This is a genomic window from Streptomyces sp. NPDC038200, from assembly GCF_055600785.1.
On the sequence record NZ_JBVJYH010000040.1, the window covers coordinates 1 to 16,021 of the forward strand.

Genomic DNA, 16,021 nt, shown 5'->3' on the forward strand with positions numbered 1-16,021 from the left:
CTGATGACCACCCTGGGCCGGCTCCACGCGCGGGGTGTCGATGTCGACTGGGAGAAGGTGTTTGCCGGTACCGGCGCACACCGCGTGGCCCTGCCGACGTATGCCTTCCAGAACCAGCGCTACTGGATCGAAGGCGACGAACCGGCCGTTCCCGAGACTGAGACCGTGGTCGATCCGGTCGACGCGGCGTTCTGGGAGATCGTGGACAGCGGCGACGCGGACTCGCTGGCGCGGTCCCTGCGGCTGGACGCCACAGCCCTGGACGGTGTGCTGCCCGCCCTCTCCTCGTGGCGCCGCCGCCGCCGGGACCAGGCTGTGCTGGACGGCTGGCGGTACCGGATCGACTGGCAGTCCGTCACGGACGCCCTGGCACCGGGTGCGGCCGACGCCGACGGCACATGGCTGATGCTGGTGCCCGCCGGGCACGCCGAGGCGATGGCGGAGGCCGCGAGTGGTGCGCTGACCGCGCACGGCGGCCGTGTCGTACGGGTGGAGGTGGACGGGCAGGACCGGAGCGGGCTGGCGGATCTCGTCCGGGCGTGTCTGGACGCGGAGCCGGGCGCACCGACCGGAGTGGTGTCCCTGCTGGCATTCGACGAGCGGCCGGACGCCGACCATCCCACGCTGTCCCGGGGTACGGCGGCCACCATCACCCTCGTGCAGTCGCTCAAGGATCTGGATGTCACCGCCCCGCTGTGGTGCCTGACCTCAGGGGCCGTCGCGGTCCGGGAGGACGGGGAGGTGAGGAGCGGGACCCAGCCCATGATGTGGGGGCTCGGCACCGTACTCGCCCTCGACCACCCCAGGACCTGGGGTGGGCTCGTCGATATGGCCGCCGGGCCGGACGAGACGGCGCTGGGCCGGCTGGTCGCAGTGCTCTGCGGCGAGCCCGGCGAGGACCAGGTGGCGATCCGGCCCACGGGTGCGTACGCGCGCCGTATGACCCGCGCCGAGTCCGCCACTGTCGACGGCACGGCGTCCGGGGAGCCATGGACACCGCGGGGAACGGTCCTCGTCACCGGTGGCACCGGCGGTATCGGCGCCCACGTGGCGCGCTGGGCCGCGGGCCGGGGCGCCGAGCACCTGCTGCTGCTCAGCCGCCGCGGCCGCTCCGCCGAGGGGGCGCACGCACTGGAGGCGGAACTGACCGCGCTCGGCGCCCGCGTCACCATCGCGGCCTGTGACGTGACCGACCGGGCGGCGCTCGCGGAGGTGATCGCGGCGGTACCGTCCGACGTCCCCGTCTCCGCTGTCTTCCACACGGCCGGCGCCGCACAGGAGCCCAGGCAACTGCCGGACAGCACCGTGGAGGAGTTCGCCGAAGTAGGCCGGGCGAAGGTCGCCGGTGCCGTACACCTGGACGCCCTGTTCGCCGACCACCCGCTGGACGCCTTCGTGTTGTTCTCCTCCGGAGCCGCGACCTGGGGCGGTACGGGCCAGGGCGGCTACGCCGCTGCCAACGCCTTCGTCGAGGGGCTGGCGCGTCGCAGGCGTGCCGACGGGAGGCCGGCGACCGCCGTGGCGTGGGGGGCCTGGGGCGGCGGCGGCATGGTCGACGCCTCCGTGGCCGAGGAGTTCGCCGAGGTCGGCGTCGAGCTGATGCGTCCCGAACTCGCCGTCGAGGCCCTGGGCCTGGCGATGGCGCGCGACGAGGGACACCTCGTGGTTGCGGGCATCGACTGGTCCCGGTTCGCACCGACCTTCACGGCCGCCCGGGACCGTCCGCTGCTGCGCGACCTGCCCGAGGTCGCCGCTCTCCGGGCCGTCGCCACCGGGACCGGCAAGAACACGGAGACCGGGGACGACGGCGAGGCGCTGCGGGCACGTCTGCTGGGTCTTTCCCCGCAGGAGCGGCTGACGGCGCTGACCGACCTGGTGCTGGCGGAGGCCGGGCAGGTACTCGGCCATGCCACCGGCTCGGCGGCCGTCGAGGACGGGGTCGCCTTCCTCGACGCCGGCTTCGACTCACTGACCGGTCTCGAACTGCGCAACCGGCTGAACCGGGAGTCGGGACTCGATCTGCCGCAGGGCCTGATCTTCGACTTCCCCACCGCAGGCATGATCGCCGAGCTGATGCTGGACGGCCTGGAGCCCGCACTCACCGTCACACCGGAGGCGGTCGCCGAGGAGATCGGCAAGCTGGAATCGGCGCTGACCCCGGCGCTGCACGACGACGCGTCGCGTGCGCGGGCCGTCTCGCGGCTGCGCGAGCTGCTGGCCAAGTGGGACCACACGGAGAAGGGAGAGTAACCGGATGTTCGAGGTCGAGACCTACCTGCGCCGTCTGGGTTTCACGGAGGTGCCCGAGCCCAGCGCCGAGACGCTGCGCTTACTGCACAAGAACCACCTGATGTCGCTGGCCTACGACAGCAGCCGCTTCATCAACAGCTTCACCGGCTTCCGCAACGTCGTCGACATCGACATCGACGACACGTTCCAGGCGATCGTCGTCGACGGCGCGGGCGGCGTGTGCCACGACCTGAGCGGCCTGTTCCGCAGGCTGCTGACCGAACTCGGCTACGACGTCTCGATCCTGGCCGCGTCCCAGCGCTGGCCCAACGGGCAGTTCGGGCCGGACCTCGAGCACACCTTCACCAGCGTGCGGCTCGACGGGGAGACCTGGCTCGTCGACGTGGGATTCGCCGGACCGTCGTATCTTGAGCCGCTACGGATGACCGACGAGGTGCAGCACCAGTTCGGCTGTGCCTATCGGCTCACCGCGGACGGCACGCGTCACGTACTGGAACGCAGGGCCGCCGCCGGCGACTGGCGGTCGGTGTACCGGTTCGAGCTGACGGCCCGGGCCGTCTCCGACTGGGACGACCCGCGGGACACCGCCGCCGAGCAGATCGTGAAGAGCTCGCTGTTCGCCAACACCGTGCTGCGGGGCCGCGCCACCGACAACGGGCAACTGGTCCTCACCGGCAGGCGGCTGCTGACGGTGGAGAACGGCCACGAGACGAGGCGCACCCTGATCGACAAGGCCGAGTTCGAGAACGTGGTGAAGGACATCCTCGCCGGCACGGGCAACGGCTGAGGCGGGGCCGGACGGAGATGACAATGGAAACGCAGACCGCCGGGACCGAGGCCGGTGTCGCCACCGACACGGATGTCGCCGTCGTCGGCTACGGCCCGGTGGGACAGGTGCTGGCGATCCTGCTGGCTCGGCGAGGCTGGCGGGTCACGGTCGTCGAGCGCTGGTCCCAGCCGTACCCCATGCCGAGGGCGGTCGGCTTCGATGACGAGGCCGCCCGTATCCTGGCCGCCGCCGGCATCGGGCCCTTCCTCGGCAAGTTCGGGGAGAACTCGCGGGACTACGCCTGGCGCAACGCCGCCGGCGAGACCCTCCTGCACATGGAGAGCGCCGAGAACGGCCATTGCGGCTGGCCGCAGGCGACGGCCGTGTACCAGCCGGGGCTGGAGGCCACGCTGATCGACCGCGGCGCCGACTTCCCGAACCTGCGAGTCGTCCGCGGGCAGGAGGTCGTCGAACTCGACGACCGCGGCGACCTGGTCGAGGTGATCTCCGAGGACACCGACGAACAGGAACACACGTTCACCGCGCGATACGTCGTCGGATGCGACGGGGCCAACAGCTTCGTCCGGGAGTCGATGGACAGTCCCCTCACGGATCTCGGGTTCTTCTACGACTGGCTGATCTGTGACGTCGTGCTGCGGGAGCCGCGCGACTTCCGTCCCAACAACCTTCAGATCTGCGATCCGGAGCGGCCGCGGACCGCCGTGTCGGCGGGCCCCGGTCACCGCCGCTTCGAGTTCATGCGGCTGCCGGGTGAGAACATCGAGGAACTGCGGCGCGACGAGACCCTGTGGCGCATGCTGGAGATGTTCTCCGTCCGCCCGGACAACGCGACGCTCGAACGGCACGCCGTCTACACCTTCCAGGCCCGCTGGGCGGGGGAGTGGCGCAAAGGCCGGCTGCTGATCGCGGGGGACGCCGCCCATCTCATGCCGCCCTTCGCCGGGCAGGGCATGTGCTCGGGCTTCCGTGACGTGGCCAACCTGTCATGGAAACTGGACCTGCTGCTGCGCGGCCTCGCGGACGACTCCGTGCTCGACACCTACACCGTCGAACGCCGGGCACACGTCCAGAACGCCATCACCACGTCCGTGAAGCTCGGCAAGGTGATCTGCGTGACGGACCCCGTCGCGGCAGCCGACCGGGATGCCGTCATGCTGGCCGCGCGGAACCGGGAAGACAGCGGCGCCCTGCCGATGTCGACCGCGATCCCCCTGACCGAAGGACTCCTCCACCGCGCCGACGACGGTACCCCGCTGCTGCCCGCCGGCACCCTGTTCCCGCAGGCGCGCGTGGCCGGACCCGACGGTGACGGGCTGCTGGACGGCGTCATCGGCCTCGGCTTCGTCCTGCTCGCGGCCGACAGCCCGGCGGCCCTGCTCGACGACGCGCGACGTGCCTTCCTCGACGGTCTCGGCACGCGCTACGCGCAGGTGCTGCCCGCGGACGAGGAATCCCGGGTGCCGGGCCCCGGTGCCGTGGCCGACATCGAGGACCGCTATCTCCCGTACCTGGCCGAGAACGGTGCGACAGCCGTGCTGGTGCGCCCCGACTTCACCGTCTTCGGTGCGGCACACGGACCGGAGGCACTGGCCTCGCTGGTGGACGAACTCGCCCGCCAACTGGGAGCACCGGTCCCAGCCGCCGACTGAGTTTTCCCCGCCGACAGAAGACACCTTGAGAAGGGAACACGGAACATGGGAACACGCGAGGACATGTACGGCCTGTTCACGAGCGTCAACGAGATCAACCTGACCGACGATCAGGACGGCCAGAGCGCCAAGGAGGGCACGCACAAGAAGAACATCTCCACCAGTTACGACCTGCAGGCCCGGATGTCGAAGAGGGGCATCCTGTGGAACTGGGGCTACCACGACGACCAGGTGGCCAAGGAGATCAACGACCGCATACCCGGCTTCCTGGACTACGACACGGACGGCTTCTCCGAGGAGCTGTACTTCGCCGCCCTCAGGGAGGTCCCGCTCGACCTGGACGACTACGCGGACAAGTTCGTTCTCGAGGTCGGCTGCGGACTGGGCGAGGGCCTGAACTTCCTCTCCCGCGTCATCGACGCGAAGAACATGATCGGCCTCGACCTGTCGGACCAGGCCATCAGGCGGGCCAACGCCTCGCTGTCCCGCCGGGGCCTGCGCTACGTCCAGGGTGACGCGGAGAACCTGCCGTTCGAGGACGCCGAGGTCGACGTCCTGGTGAACATCGAGAGCGCGCACAACTACCCGAGCCTGGAGAAGTTCTTGCAGGAGGTGGCGCGGGTGCTCAAGCCGGGTGGCTACTTCACACACGTCGACCTCTACACCACACAGCGCCACGCCTTCCTGGAGCAGCTCAAGGGGAAGAACCTCGGTCTGGAGTGGGTGGTCGACCGTGACATCTCCGCCCAGGTGCAGGCCGCGATCCACAGGCGGCTGGCCCCCGAGGGGTCCTTCCACAAGGCGCTGCGGGAGCAGCGGGCCGGTGCCATCCAGCGTCACATGGCCAAGCGGGTCGGCCCGGAGGCCGTGGGCGGTTCCTTCGCCGGCTACACCGACAGCGGCTCCACCAAGCTGCTGAAGAGGATGGGCGTGCTGCCGTCGCAGTTCATGCCGCCGGTGGACAGCTACCGGCTCTACGTGGCGAAGAAGGTCTGATCTCCGTCAGTGGAGCCCCCTGGTAGTCGGTCGGTGTAAGGGAGGGTGCCGGTGCCGTGCCGGCCGAGGCCGGCGACGGCGGGGGCCGGCCGATGCGGACCAGGTGGTGGAAGGGCCGGATCTGGCCGTCGTGGGTGTGGCCGGAGAGCTCGGCGGTGACGTCGTCCACGACGGCCACCACGAGGGTGTCGCCTCCGCGTTCGGCCCGCACGGTTCCGAGCGGGGCGGCCTGGGCGCGGCGGCGTTCGGCCGTGCCGTCCGCGATGTCGCCGGTGTGGTGTACCAGCCCTGCTTCCAGGGGGTTCACCGTCTCGCACACCCGTGCCGACCAACGAGCGCGATCCAGCGGGCCGGAGTGGCCGTCGTCGATGGCTCGCGGAGAGATCTTGTGAGTCGCGGACTCCGCGTGGTCTGCTCGCCCAAGTCCGTCGACAGAGGACAAACCCGAATCTTGACGCGTGCATGTTCGAAGCTCAAGGATGGGCGATGCGCTTGACTTGACAACGTTGTCTCACTCGGAAGGCGCTTCCGCCCATGAAATGGACCCTCCCGATCGCCCGTTGGGCCCGACGCCTCCGCGGAGCGGGCACGGCGGTGGCGGCAGCAGCGCTGCTCGGCGCTGCGCTGTCCGCGCCCGCGGCCCAGGCGACCCCGGTGCGGGACGGTCGGCTCACCGACCTCGTCAACCCGTTCATCGGCACGCAGAACGAGGGCAACACCTACCCGGGTGCGGCCCTGCCCTTCGGCATGGTGCAGCTGTCACCGGACACCGGGCACAACACCGGCTACGACTACGCGCACCAGCACATCCGCGGCTTCTCCCTCGTCCATCTCTCCGGCGTCGGCTGCGGCCTGGGCGGTGACCTGCCCGTCCTGCCGACCACCGGTGACGTCACCGAGACCGACTACGCCAAGTACCAGGCCGGGTTCAGCCACGACACGGAAGAGGCGGACCCCGGCTACTACAAGGTCGGGCTGACGGGCGGCATCGAGGCCGAGCTGACCGCGACCGCGCGCACCGGTGTGCAGCGCTACACCTTCCCCGCCACGGACAAGGCCAACGTCCTGCTCAACGCGGGACAGTCACTGCACCGGACGGTCTCCAGCACGGTCGAGGTGCTCGACGACCACACCGTGCGCACCACGATCACCGGCGCAGGCTTCTGCCAGGACACTCGGCCGTACACCGTCCACACGATCACCCGGTTCGACCGCCCGTTCACCGCGTTCGGCACCTGGAACGGCGGCGCGGTCACCGACGGGGCACGCACCGGACGGGACGGCGCGTACGTGCGCTTCGACACGAGCGGGGACCGGACCGTGGAGGCCACGACCGCGCTGTCGTACGTCGACACCCGCGGCGCCGCGCTCAACCTCCGTGCGGAAGGCGGCCGTTCCTTCGACCAGGTGCGCGCTGCCGCCCGGCAAACCTGGGAACACCGGCTCGACGACGTCCGCGTACGGGGCGGGAGTACGACCCTGCGTCGCACGTTCTACTCGTCCCTGTACCGGTCCTTCCTCGCGCCCAACCTCGGCAGCGACGCCGACGGCCGCTACACCGGCTGGGACCAGAAGATCCACCGCGCGCGGGGCTTCGAGTACTACCAGAACTGGTCCCTGTGGGACACCTACCGCACCCAGTCCCAGCTCCTGTCGCTGCTCGCGCCGCGTGAGGCCCGGGACATGGCGATCTCGGTCATCCGGATCGACGAGGAGAGCGGCTGGCTCCCCAAGTGGGGCTACGGCACGGTCGAGACGAACATCATGACGGGCGACCCGGTCACCCCGTTCCTCACCAACGCCTACCAGCAGGGCCTGCTCAAGGGCTACGAGGAGCGGGCGTACCGCGCCCTGGCCAAGAACGCCGACCAGGTGCCGCCCACCGACTCGCCCGCGGTGGGCCGCGAGGCGAACAAGGAGTACCTGGCGAACGGATTCGCGCCCTATGCCAAGGGCCGCCCGCACACGAAACCCGGCGACTCCGACTACGACCACGGCGCGTCCGCGACGCTGGAGTACGCGCTGGCGGACGCGATGCTCGCGCAGATGGCCCGGGACCTCGGCCATGACGCGGATGCCGCACGATACGCCGCCCGCGCCCAGAACTACCGCAAGATCTTCGACGTCACGACCGGCTTCTTCCGTGCACGCGATGCCTCCGGTGCCTTCACCGGGCCGCAGGACCCGGCCCGGAGCGAGGGGTTCCACGAGGGCACCTCCTGGCAGTACCAGTGGCTCGTGCCGCAGGACCTGCCGGGCGTGATCGGCCTGATCGGCGGCAAGCGAGCGGCCAACGACCGGCTGGACTCCTTCTTCGCCTACGACCAGCTCGTGCGGGACCCGGCGAAGACGGCCCGGGAGGTATGGGTGAACGGCCCGTACGACTACTACAACGCGGACAAGTACAACCCGCAGAACGAGCCCGACCTCATCGCCCCGTACACCTACCTCTCGACCGGCGAGCCGTGGAAGACCACCGACGTGGTACATGCCGCGCTGACCCTGTTCACGGACGCCCCGACCGGGATGACCGGCAACGACGACCTCGGCACCATGTCCGCCTGGAACGTCCTGTCCTCCATCGGTATCTTCCCGGTGCAGCCCGGCCACGACACCTGGGGCCTGTCCACGCCGGTCTTCGAACGCGTCGACCTCACACTGGACCGCCGCTACTACCCGCACGGGTCCCTCACGGTGACGGCACCCCACACGTCCGACAGCCGCCGCTACATCCAGGCGGCCCGCATCGACAAAAAGCCGTACGGCCGCACGTACGTGACCACGGAGGACCTCCGCGGTATGCGGTCCCTGGCGTTCACGGTCGGCGGCACACCCTCCGCGTGGGGGACGGACGCCCAGGCCGGCCCGCCCGCGCTGAGCTGAACATCCCCGCACCGCCTTGGCGTCGCGTCAGGGCGGTGCCACAGCAGCGCGGTCGCATCGATTCAAAGAAGTAGGTCGGCGCTCCGGTTTCCGCTCGCGCGCCAAACCAGCGGACCGGCGACGAGGGCCGCCGTTCCCGCGGCGCCGGGGCCGTCACCTGCACCAGTACCCGGAAGTACGGCACCGGCCGCGCCGTCCAGCGCTTCCGGGGCGGCGACCACTGGAGCGACCGCGCCGGGAACACCGCCACGTTCATCTCACCGGACCCGCATCGCCCTGCCATCCGTCCGCGACACCGGCAACGGCTACGCGGCCCTGAGCCACGACGGCGGACCGGAGCAGCGGCTGGACCGGCGCCATCCGGAGATGCGCCTCCAGCGCGTGCCGGTACCCCATGGCACAGGCTGCACGGACCCTCCAGGGGCGTCCACACCAGTCCATTGCGGACATGAAGTCGCAGGTCAGGGCCTTACTGGTCCGAGAGGGACCGCCCAGTTCGTGATAGCTGCGTGATGGCGGGTGACAGGCGAGGCCCGTCGAAGCGGTGCAGGAACGCCTGCCCCAGCAGCCGACCCGCCGTACGAAGGCGCTCCCCGGTGCGAAATACTCTCCCGATGAGTTCACGCACTTCCCCGGTCAGCCAGCCGATCACGATACGGAGGGCCGTCGCGCGGGATGCCAAGCGGCTCACGCGGCTCGTGCGTGGCTCGGGTGCCTACGAGGGCAAGTACGCAGCCGCAGTCGCGGGCTACCGGGTCGGTCCTGATTACATCGAGGCCCACCGCGCCTTTGTGGCCGTCGGCGCCGACGACAGCGGAGGCCGGGTCCTCGGGTTCTACTCGCTCGTCCTCGCTCCACCGGAGCTCGACCTGCTGTTCGTCGCCGACGAAGCGCAAGGACGGGGTATCGGACGCCTGCTCGTGGCGCACATGCAGTCCGAGGCCCGTGCTGCGGGGCTCGACCGTGTCAAGGTCGTGTCGCATCTTCCCGCCGAGGACTTCTACCACCGCGTTGGCGCGGTGCGGACCGGGACCGCGTTTGCGAATCCGCCCGCAGTGCCGTGGGACCGTCCCGAATTCGAGTTTCGCATTCCTTCGGAGTGACGCGGTGTGCCGGTTGGCGGGGCACCGGCACTGTCGTACCGCTCCCACTGTCGTGCCGCTCCCACTGTCGTACCGCTCTTCAAAACCGCGTAGGCGATTCGGGTGAGCTGCGGCGATTTCACATACGTGCAGGTCGGAGCCTTTCGCGTGGGCCTGGCGGTCAGCTCGTGGACGCCTGGGGCAGGTTCGGGGGGACGTTGCCCATGGCGCGCCCCTGGCTGTCGAGAAGCCGGCCCATCCGCTTGGCGGTGCGCAGGGTCACGGTGCGGCTCTGGATGCGGAGTTCGGGCATGCGCTCGGCGAGCAGCGCGTCGAAGGCGCCCACGTCGCGGGTGCCGCGCAGCCAGACGGAGAGCAGCAGGTTGCACGAGCCGGTGACCGAGGCGCACAACCGGGTCTGCGGTAGCTGGGCCAGGGCCAGGCCGACGCGGTCGAGGTCCTGGTGCGGAACCACGGTTCGGTAGGTGACGACGATCGGCCAGCCGGCCAGCGGCTGGGCGAGGTCGCAACGCAGCAGGAGGCCGTGGTCGCGCATCAGGCGGTTGAGGCGACGGCGGGCGGTGGACTCGCTCAGCCCGGCGTGCGCGGCGAGCTGCGGGAATCCGGCCCGGCCGTCGGCGCTCAGGGCGAGCACGAGAGCGAGGTCGGTGCGGTCGTAGCCACGGCCCGGGCCCCTTTCGTCCGCCGCCCGGGGCAGGGCGGGCTGCGCGTCCAGCAGAGCCGAGCGGTGCCGCGCGGCCAGGGCACGGACCTGCCAGCGGCTTCCTTCACGGTAGTGGCGCAAGGACAGCAAGGTGCGGCTGGAACGCACGCCCTTGAGGACGCCGAGTTGGTTCACCTGTCGTCCCAGGGAGGGCAGATCGGCGGCGCAGACGGAGAGGAACAGGTCGAAGTCGCCCACCACGTGCTCGATGCTGAAGACCCAGGGCAGTTCGCTCAGCTGCTCGACCAACCGGTCCACCGCGCCCGCTTTGCAGCGCACCTCCACGTAGCTGACCGCCGCCATGCTCGGGGCGGCGTAGGCGGTGATCCAGGCCAGACCGCGCTCGACGAGCCGGCCCCAGTGACGGGCGGCCGTGGTGGCGTCGACGCCCAGCGCGGCACCGACGCGGGTCCATGATGCGCGCGGATCCGCCTGGAGGGCGTCGATCAGCGCGAGATCCAGTTCGGCGAAAGCCGTGCCGGATTCCGGCAGAGCAGACGGCCGGCTGCCGCTTACCTGCAATTCGGGCTCCTTTCCCAGGGCCGGTTCGATTCTTTCTGCACCCGCGGTTCCCCCCTCGCCGGCGCGTGGCGGCACGCCGTCCGTCGAGGGGCCTTCACTGTAGAGAGGAGCGGCCGTGGTCACATCCACCGACGCCGGATCGAACCCCCAGGCCGGTCAGAAGCTCGACCGGACCGCCCGGATCACCGTGGCGGTGCTCTTCCTCGCGTGGCTGGTCGACTACGTCGACCGACTCACGATCAATCTGGCCCTCCCCTCGATCGGGCACACGTTCCACCTGGACCGGACGCAGCAGGGGCTGATCGTCTCGGTGTTCTTCGCGGCCTACGCCCTGTGCCAGATCCCGGGCGGCCTGCTGGCCGACCGCTTCGGCGCCAAACGGGTGATCGCCTGGGCGCTGCTGTCCTGGTCGCTGTTCACCGCGGTCACCGGCCTGGCCGGTTCCTTCGCGGTGCTGCTGCTGGTGCGATTCGTCTTCGGGCTGGCCGAGGGCGCCTTCCCGGCGGCCGCGATGAAGGCGGTCACCGAGCGGACATCGCCCGGTCGGCGGATGTCCGCCAACGGCCTGGTGACGAGCTCCAACGCCGTCGCCACGGCGGTCACCCCGCTGGTCGCGGCCCCGTTGATCGCGGCCTTCGGCTGGCGGACCACGTTCTTCGTCATCGCCGCCGTCGGCCTGATCGTCTACGCAGTCCTCCAGCTCTGGCTGCCCTCCCGGTCCGAACGGCCCGCGGCCGACGCCTGCGAAGCGGCCGACGCCCGTGCAGCGCTTGGGGCCCCCGAAGCGGCCGACACGGCGTCGGTGCGCGGGGCCTCGGGTTTCCGCATGGTGCTCCGCTCGGGAGTCATGTGGCGGTTCACGGCGATGTTCTTCGGCTACGACCTCATCGTGTGGGGCCTGAACACGTGGGTGCCCACATACCTCAACGAAGAGCGTGACCTGTCCCTCACGCGAGCGGGCGCCATCGCACTGGTGCCGGCCCTTGCCTCCACCGTGGCGGCGATCGCGGGCGGCCGGCTCGCCGACCGGCTGTCCGGACGGCACCGCCTGGTCGTGGTACCCGGCATGGCCGTGACGGCCGTCGGAGTACTGCTGCTCACCGGGGCTCATTCCCTGGGCGCCTTCGTGACCTGGCTGACCCTGGCCGCGCTGGGCGCGGGCCTCAGCTACATGCCGATCTTCGCGGTCCCGCTGCGCAGTCTGCCGGCCGAACTGGCCGGAGCCGGCTCAGGCATGATCATTTTCGGCGGGCAGCTGGCCGGGGTGATCGCCCCCGTGGCCATGGGCGTCCTCGCCGACGCGGTCTCCTTCCAGGCCGCCTTCGCCTTCCTCGCCCTCGGCGCGCTGCTCGCGGCGGTCATGGCGGTGACGACACCGCAGTCGACCGAGGCGTTCCTGCGCCACCTCGCACCCGCCGGCTCCGGCTACGACCCCGACCGCCTCCCCCTGGCACGACCGATGTCCGCGGACACTGAGGAGCAGACAGCATGACCGTCCCGCACCCCACGACCACGCGCCCCCGCGGCGGCCTGGCCCTCCGTCTCACCGAGGGGCTGCCCGACCGGTTGCCCCGGCTCCGGGAGATCTACGAGGACTTGCACCGGCACCCGGAACTCGCCTTCCAGGAGACCCGTACCGCCGCGACCGTCGCCGCCGAGTTGCGCGCGCTCGGCTGGGAGACCACCGAAGGCGTCGGCACGACAGGGGTCGTCGGCGTCCTGCGTTCCGGAGAGTCCGGGGAGGGCCCGGTGGTGCTGCTCCGCGCCGACATGGACGGCCTCCCCGTCAAGGAGGCGACGGGACTTCCCTACGCCTCCACCGACACCGCCGTCGGCCGCGACGGCGAGCCGACCCCGGTGATGCACGCCTGCGGCCACGACCTGCATGTCGCCTGCCTGCTCGGCGTCGTCGAGCAGCTGACGCGGCACCGGGACGCCTGGCGCGGCACGGTCGTCGCCGTCTTCCAGCCGGCCGAGGAGACCGGGGAGGGCGCCCAGGCCATGACCGGGGACGGGCTCCTCGACCGGTTCCCACGTCCGGACGTCTGCCTGGGCCAGCACGTCGGCCCCTTCCCCGTGGGCATGGCGGTGACCCGGCCGGGGGTGATCATGTCGGCCTCCAGCAGCCACCGTATCCGCCTCTTCGGGCGAGGTGGACACGGCTCCTCGCCGGAGAACGCGGTCGATCCCGTCGTGATGGCGGCGGCGACGGTACTGCGGCTGCAGACGGTCGTCTCCCGCGAGATACCCGCCGCGCAGGCTGCGGTGCTCACGGTGGGCTCCATCCACGCCGGTACGGCCGAGAACATCATCCCGGACGAGGCCGAACTGAAGATCAACATCCGCGTCACGGACGAGAGGGTGCGCGACCGGGTGCTGGAGGCGGTGGTCCGGATCGCCGAGGCCGAGGCGGCGGCCTCCGGAGCCCCCGAACGGCCGGAGATCACCCCTCTCAGCGCCCTGCCCCTTACCGTCAACGACGCCGACGCCACCGACCGCGCCCTCGCCGGCCTGCGCGGCGCGCTCGGAGCAGAGGCCGTGGTGCTGCTCCCCGCCCCGTTGACCGGCAGCGAGGACTTCGGCGTCTTCGGACGCGCACTCGGTGCGCCGTCGGTCTTCTGGCACTTCGGTGGCGCAGACCCCCTCGCCTTCGCCGGCCGCGACCTGCAGTCCGTGCGGACGGACGGCCTCCCGAAGACGGTCGCCGCCAACCACTCACCGCATTACGCCCCGGTGGCCCGGTCGGCCCTGAAGTCCGGCATCACGGCCTTCCTGGCGGTCGCCGCCGAATGGCTCGCCGAATCGCCCGCTGAATCGCCCGCGTGACCGAACTCCACCGTCCCCGCCGCCCACCGTGGTCCGGCCTGCGTACCGTATCGACGGTGCGCAGGCACACCCCCTGCAGCAAGGACCGCCCGTCCGCGCCGTGGTGACAGCGCACCCACCGACGTCTTGTCCGGCAAGGACGTCCGCGGCAACCCTGTGCAGCTGGAGTCGCGGGACAGCACCCTGACCGTTGCGATCGTCTGAGCACATCGGTTCCTCCAGACCTAGGGATCACCCGGAGGGCTTCGAAATTTCGGACGCCATTCGGAAAGATCTAGTGGGTGGGGGTAAGCGGAGAGGCGCCTGGCCGTGTCACCACCGGTCTCCTGAGTCCTGCTGCGACGCGGGCGAACCGCCTTGCGCACAGCCCACCGACGGGAATGGCCCCTGACCTGCGCACCCCGTATCCATCGCTTCCGAATGTTTCGATCCCGATGGCGAACCCTGCGAGAACTATTGACTTCGTTTACTCGCTCCCTATCATCCAGATTGCTCGAGACTTCGACATGCGTTCGAAATATCGAGCACGCTGACCTGGCGGCGCTCCACCCGCACCACGGGGGCGCCTTCGGATGTCCTCCATGGGCAACGACTGCCGGTTCTTCACGGCAGCCGTGGTACTCACGAACCGCTTCGGACCGCACCACACCGACAGTCCGGACAACCTCTGACGAGGTCGACCGGATCCGCTTACTCAAGGTTTGGGAAGTCTCTATGCGCAGAGGAAGTTTCAGCCGCAGGCATCTGTCTGTGGTACTCGGCGCCGCGGCCGCGGCGCTGGTCGCGTTGGCGGCGATGCTCGTCGCCGTCCCGGCTCAGGCGGCCACCAACGGCGCCTTGCGCGGTGTCGGTTCAGGCCGGTGTCTCGATGTGCCGAACGCCGACCAGACCGACGGCACGTACCTGCAGATCTACGACTGCTGGGGCGGAACCAACCAGCAGTGGACGTTGACGGAGGGCAATCAGCTCACCGTGTACGGCAACAAGTGCCTGGACGTTCCGGGCCACGCCACCGGGGCCGGTACCCGGGTGCAGATCTGGACCTGTTCCGGCGGTGCGAACCAGCAGTGGCGGGTGAACTCCGACGGCACGGTCGTCGGCGTGGAGTCCGGGTTGTGCCTGGAGGTCGCGGGTGCCGGTACGGCCAACGGCACGGCGGTGCAGCTGGGGACGTGCAACGGCGGCAGCAACCAGAAGTGGACCGGCCTGTCCGGGACGCCGACCCCGCCGAGCACGTGTTCCCTTCCGTCGACCTACCGGTGGACGTCGACGGGTGTCCTGGCGCAGCCGGCCCACGGGTGGGTCTCGCTGAAGGACTTCACCAACGTGGTCTACAACGGCAAGCACCTGGTCTACGCGTCGAACGTGTCGGGATCGTCGTACGGCTCGATGACGTTCGGTCCCTTCACGAACTGGTCGGACATGGCATCGGCCGGCCAGACCGGGATGAGCCAGGCGGCAGTGGCGCCCACGCTGTTCTACTTCGCACCCAAGAACATCTGGGTGCTGGCGTACCAGTGGGGGGCGTCACCCTTCGTCTACCGCACGTCGAGCGATCCCACCAACCCCAACGGCTGGTCCTCTCCGCAGCCGCTGTTCACCGGGAGCATCTCCGGCTCCGACACCGGCCCGATCGACCAGACACTCATCGCCGACGGCCAGAACATGTACCTGTTCTTCGCCGGTGACAACGGCAAGATCTACCGCGCGAGCATGCCGATCGGGAACTTCCCGGGCAACTTCGGCTCGTCGTACACGACGGTCATGAGCGACACGAAGGCCAACCTGTTCGAGGCGCCGCAGGTCTACAAAATTCAGGGCCAGAACCAGTACCTCATGATCGTCGAGGCGATGGGCGCGAACGGACGCTACTTCCGCTCCTTCACGGCATCCAGCCTGAGCGGCTCGTGGACCCCGCAGGCCGGCAGCGAGAGCAACCCCTTCGCGGGCAAGGCCAACAGCGGCGCAACCTGGACCAACGACATCAGCCACGGTGACCTGGTCCGCAACAACCCCGACCAGACCATGACCGTCGACCCCTGCAACCTGCAGTTCCTCTACCAGGGCAAGTCGCCCACCGCGACCGGCCCCTACGACCAACTGCCGTGGCGGCCGGGTGTCCTCACCCTGCAGCGCTGAACTTCCCGAGCCGCGGTGATGTGACGTGGTGCGGTCCACCGGGGCGTGGACGAGCGGTGCGCGACATGGGCGACTCCGCCTGCTGACCGGGGACCCGCCGCCTCAAGGAGCCCCAGCCACAAGTCGGCTGGGGCTCCTCTGTGGTGGTGGCAGCGCGCCC

Annotated in this window: 10 protein-coding genes and 2 pseudogenes; 10 read left to right on the top strand and 2 right to left on the bottom strand. The window is 70.2% G+C overall.

Annotation, left to right across the window (positions count from 1 at the left end):
• From ACZ7KF_RS40855 to ACZ7KF_RS40870, 4 genes are all read left to right on the top strand, one after another.
• A partial coding sequence (locus ACZ7KF_RS40855) for an SDR family NAD(P)-dependent oxidoreductase (RefSeq protein ID WP_471087559.1) occupies nt 1–2,250 on the top strand: 2,250 nt, incomplete at its 5' end.
• Nucleotides 2,251–2,254: 4 nt separating this feature from the next.
• On the top strand, nt 2,255–3,037 hold the full coding sequence (locus tag ACZ7KF_RS40860; RefSeq protein ID WP_471087562.1) for an arylamine N-acetyltransferase family protein: 783 nt from the start codon (nt 2,255–2,257) through the stop codon (nt 3,035–3,037).
• Between the two features lie 23 nt (nt 3,038–3,060).
• Nucleotides 3,061–4,689, top strand: a complete 1,629-nt coding sequence (gene mhpA / locus ACZ7KF_RS40865; RefSeq protein ID WP_471087564.1) for a bifunctional 3-(3-hydroxy-phenyl)propionate/3-hydroxycinnamic acid hydroxylase MhpA — start codon at nt 3,061–3,063, stop codon at nt 4,687–4,689.
• A 45-nt stretch (nt 4,690–4,734) separates the two neighbouring features.
• Nucleotides 4,735–5,685, top strand: coding sequence for a class I SAM-dependent methyltransferase (locus ACZ7KF_RS40870; RefSeq protein ID WP_471087567.1), 951 nt, complete (start codon nt 4,735–4,737; stop codon nt 5,683–5,685).
• A gap of 17 nt (nt 5,686–5,702) precedes the next feature.
• Here ACZ7KF_RS40870 and ACZ7KF_RS40875 read toward each other — a convergent pair.
• Nucleotides 5,703–6,055: pseudogene (locus ACZ7KF_RS40875) on the bottom strand (metallophosphoesterase); the annotation flags it as partial.
• Between the two features lie 164 nt (nt 6,056–6,219).
• Between ACZ7KF_RS40875 and ACZ7KF_RS40880 the strand changes: the two are divergent.
• From ACZ7KF_RS40880 to ACZ7KF_RS40890, 3 genes and pseudogenes are all read left to right on the top strand, one after another.
• Entirely contained in the window at nt 6,220–8,568 is a 2,349-nt protein-coding gene (locus tag ACZ7KF_RS40880; RefSeq protein ID WP_471087570.1) for a GH92 family glycosyl hydrolase, read from the top strand.
• 119 nt (nt 8,569–8,687) lie between these two features.
• Nucleotides 8,688–8,919 (top strand): annotated as a pseudogene (locus ACZ7KF_RS40885) (hydrolase); the annotation flags it as partial.
• A 263-nt stretch (nt 8,920–9,182) separates the two neighbouring features.
• On the top strand, nt 9,183–9,671 hold the full coding sequence (locus ACZ7KF_RS40890; protein WP_471087573.1) for a GNAT family N-acetyltransferase: 489 nt from the start codon (nt 9,183–9,185) through the stop codon (nt 9,669–9,671).
• Between the two features lie 160 nt (nt 9,672–9,831).
• Here ACZ7KF_RS40890 and ACZ7KF_RS40895 read toward each other — a convergent pair whose 3' ends face one another.
• Nucleotides 9,832–10,896 (bottom strand): Lrp/AsnC family transcriptional regulator, encoded by a 1,065-nt coding sequence (locus tag ACZ7KF_RS40895; RefSeq protein WP_471087576.1) that lies wholly within the window; start codon nt 10,894–10,896, stop codon nt 9,832–9,834.
• A 115-nt stretch (nt 10,897–11,011) separates the two neighbouring features.
• Between ACZ7KF_RS40895 and ACZ7KF_RS40900 the strand changes: the two genes are divergently transcribed.
• The 3 genes from ACZ7KF_RS40900 to ACZ7KF_RS40910 all read left to right on the top strand — a co-directional run bounded on the left by ACZ7KF_RS40900 (nt 11,012) and on the right by ACZ7KF_RS40910 (nt 15,861).
• The gene (locus ACZ7KF_RS40900; protein ID WP_471087579.1) at nt 11,012–12,388 is read left to right on the top strand and encodes an MFS transporter; all 1,377 of its coding nucleotides are present in this window, start codon (nt 11,012–11,014) and stop codon (nt 12,386–12,388) included.
• The gene (locus tag ACZ7KF_RS40905) at nt 12,385–13,722 is read left to right on the top strand and encodes an amidohydrolase (RefSeq protein ID WP_471087582.1); all 1,338 of its coding nucleotides are present in this window, start codon (nt 12,385–12,387) and stop codon (nt 13,720–13,722) included. The genes ACZ7KF_RS40900 and ACZ7KF_RS40905 overlap by 4 nt, the downstream gene beginning before the upstream one ends.
• 714 nt (nt 13,723–14,436) lie before the next feature.
• The gene (locus ACZ7KF_RS40910) at nt 14,437–15,861 is read left to right on the top strand and encodes a non-reducing end alpha-L-arabinofuranosidase family hydrolase (RefSeq protein ID WP_471087585.1); all 1,425 of its coding nucleotides are present in this window, start codon (nt 14,437–14,439) and stop codon (nt 15,859–15,861) included.
• The last annotated feature ends 160 nt before the right edge of the window (nt 15,862–16,021 follow it).